This window comes from Methylocucumis oryzae, assembly GCF_000963695.1.
Lineage (GTDB): Bacteria > Pseudomonadota > Gammaproteobacteria > Methylococcales > Methylomonadaceae > Methylovulum > Methylovulum oryzae.
On sequence record NZ_LAJX01000350.1, the window covers coordinates 1 to 3,297 of the forward strand.

Sequence of the window (3,297 nt, forward strand, 5' to 3'; positions counted from 1 at the left end):
ACCAGCCATTCTCGAAGAAATTTGAGCGCACAAACATCGATATGTTGTGCGAGCGGACATGGCTCAGGGTCAGTTCTGCCTGAACATCGCCGAGTTGCTTGCGCACGCCGATATTAAACTGGTCAGAATATGGCGCTTTCAGATCGTTCTTGATGACAAAAACATTGCCACCGCCCGGGAAAAGGCCCGTTGCGGCAGCGCGCACCGCTTCGGGATCCCGCATGCTGGCATTGAAGTTAACGCAGCCAGTTGTGACGGTAGCGGAGCAGAATGGGACATTGACCACCTTGTTCGAGTTAGCCAGCGATTCAATGACGCCACGAATGAACAGGCTGCGGTCATAATACCGTCCCGCTCCAGCAAAGAAGACGAGATCGCGGTCACCATGAACATCGTAGGCGATACCGAAGCGCGGCTGAATTCGGTCCTTTTGCGGCTTACGGTTGTTGCCAGTCGAAATGTAATCATTGGGATCGATGCCACGAGCGGCCCAGCCGGGGTAGGCACGTAACGCCGATGCGATGCCCGCAGGAGTCACATATTTGTTGTTCAAGCCATTTGACTCATAATCCCAGCGCAATCCCAGATTGACGGTCAAATGATCATTTGGGCGCCATGTATCCTGAATATAGAAGCCAAGCTGCTTGTTCTGCGCGCTCAATGTCGGGCTTGGGGCGAGGTTGATACGAGCACCATAAGGCGTCGCGGTCAATGGATCGAAACTGGGAACCGCGCCCGGATTGACATAGAAATAGGTTCCATTGAAATGTTCATTGACCGTGCGTGACAAGTCCATGAATGCGATCTGGGCGCCCGCCTTGATCGTATGGTCGCCGCGTCGCCAGATCATGTCATTTTTGATCGTCCAGATCTCGCTGTTGTCGCCTTGTTCAAAAAAATGTGCGCCAGCTTGAGCGATTGTGTCGAAATTCGTGCCGCTGGACAGACGGAACTCCGGACCAGTGCCGACGCTGGGAGTTGATTGCTCGCCTTTGTCATAGGCGATGTTGAAAGTGTTGAAAAAAGTCATCGCCTGTATGACGCCAACTGAACTGGAACCTGTCCTGATGAGTCTTGATCGTGCGGCCATGGCTGGGCGTCGCATTTCCTTCGATGTCCGACAGATTGTTTTCCCGCCGTATGAATGCGGAAACATCGAATGTTTCCGTTTCGCTGCCAAATAGAGTCAGCTTTCCGAAATACAAACCCTGCTTGAAATCATTATTGTGCGTTACGTTTAATCAGGCTGGCCAGATTTTGCGGAATTGGCGTGGTTACATTCCCTGTAATGCCTGGCAGGTTCTGAATTGTGCCTTCGCCTGCAACGTAGAAATGCAGCTTACCCGGTATGATAGGGCCGCCGAGCTCACCGCCAAATTGCTTGCGGTTGTACGAAGGCTTCGGAACACTGTTCTTCTTGTCAAAAAAATGGTTGTTCGATCAGCCATTTGGGTTGGAACTGAATAAACGCAGAGCCGTGGAACTCGTCACCGCCGGTTTTCGTGACAGCGGTAACGACAGCCGAACCCGTCTGACCAGTTTCAGCCCCGAAATTCTGGGTTTCGATCTTATATTCCTGGATCGCATTTTGGGGGAACGGATTACCAAGGCCAAAATTCTGGCCGAACACGCCGCCATGATTGATGGGATTCTTCAGGCTCATTCCATCGAGGAAGACGTTGGTTTGCGAGGAATCTGTCGATCCAGCCTGCAACTGTGCGTTCCCACCCCGGCTTACGGCAACGCCGGGAGCCAGCTCAGCAAAGGCCAGGAAGTTGCGTTTGTTCTGTGGTAGATTTTCGATCTGCGCCGGTGTCACGTTTGTCGTGATTGCCTGAGTTCTAACCTCGGTAACCGATTTTGTCCCCGTCACCACAATTGTTCCCGCTGAGTCTGTAAAATCAACGGTGGACGTCTGGCCGATCAGCAAGACCGTCTCTTGCGGGTCCTTCCCCGCAACTTCTACCCGATAGGTGGATGGACGCAAGCCAAAAACTTCGTAATTGCCCTCGGAATCCAGTTTTGCCGTCTGTTTTTGGCCGGTATGTGTATCAGTGATTACAACGACGGTTCCCGTGGTCGCGCCGTCTACATGGCCTTGTAGTGTCGCAGTATCTGATTGCGCATAGACCGGTTGCGCAACTACCAGTGCCATTGCGATAGCTGTCGTGGATATCGTCGCCGTCAATAGACGGCGTCCTGAGCGTCCCTTTTCCCCCACATCCCTCTCCTTGTAATCGTCCGGGTCTTTGCCGGATTAATGAAACCAGATTCCGAATCGGCTTGAAGCCAGCTTGCCTATTATCGGCAACTGTAACCGGTTACAATATCTTTCAAGAACCTGCACCTGAAGTGATGGTTTCAGTTGGTTAAGGTGCTCGCCCCCGCGCCGCCGCTCACCGGTCCGAAGCGGACGTCGGGTTGAATGGGCCTTGGCGGATTTAGCTTGTGCTCGATGTAATTCGAATGCGACATAAGACGGTCAACAATTGTCGGCAATCACTTCTTCTATGTCGCGCAGAAATGCGATCGCATCTGCAGCCGGAATTAGATCGACCATTGGATCGGCCTTTGCTTGGATGCCCTGTCCGATCAATACCTGCACCCAGCTCTCCTCTCGGAACAGCTCGGCCTTGCCATGTTGGAAAAAACGGGCACTTGATTCAAATAGAGCCAGCCTTTGCGACAAACTATCAGGCACTTGCATATGCTTCAGGTATGACCAGAAAGGCGTGTCTTCCCTATTCGTTACCTTGTAGTGGGCAATGATGAAGTCGCGAATGTCTTCATATTCGAACAGCGTTTGCCGATTAAATTCTTCGATATCAGCCTTATCAAAACCATGGCCTGGAAATAACCCGATGAGCCGGAAAATCCCTGTCTGGATCAAATGGATTGACGTCGATTCAAGCGGCTCGAGAAAGCCTGCCGACAAACCGATGGCTACAACATTCCCGCTCCACGCCTTCTGGCGCCGACCTGGCCGGAAATGCACTGGCATGGGATCTTTTAATGGTGCACGTCCAGATTGTTCAACAATATTGCCGTCGCTTGATCATCGGACAAATGTTCGGATGAATAGACCAAGCCGTTGCCAATTCTGTGCTGAAGCGGAATTCGCCATTGCCAGCCGCTTCCGTGCGCCGTCGAGCGGGTGTAGGGCGTTAGTTCGGGCGCATTTTCACACGGTACTGCCAATGCGCGATTGCATAGAAGCCATTGACTCCAATCAATATATTCAACTCCCATCGCATCGCCTATCAAAAGGCCACGCATGCCAGAGCAGTCGATAAACAA

General features: G+C 52.2%; 2 protein-coding genes and 2 pseudogenes. All 4 read right to left on the minus strand.

The genetic code is table 11. From position 1 onward, the window contains the following. A partial coding sequence (locus VZ94_RS23990; protein WP_192828700.1) for a TonB-dependent receptor domain-containing protein occupies positions 1 to 1,030 on the minus strand: 1,030 nt, incomplete at its 3' end. A gap of 191 nt (positions 1,031 to 1,221) precedes the next feature. Further along, a pseudogene (locus VZ94_RS33425) lies at positions 1,222 to 1,374 on the minus strand (hypothetical protein); the annotation flags it as partial. A 46-nt stretch (positions 1,375 to 1,420) separates the two neighbouring features. Continuing rightward, positions 1,421 to 2,221 (minus strand): TonB-dependent receptor, encoded by an 801-nt coding sequence (locus tag VZ94_RS23995; protein ID WP_052700830.1) that lies wholly within the window; start codon positions 2,219 to 2,221, stop codon positions 1,421 to 1,423. Positions 2,222 to 2,482: 261 nt separating this feature from the next. After that, positions 2,483 to 3,276, minus strand: a pseudogene (locus tag VZ94_RS27490) (tryptophan halogenase family protein). Positions 3,277 to 3,297: the final 21 nt, after the last annotated feature.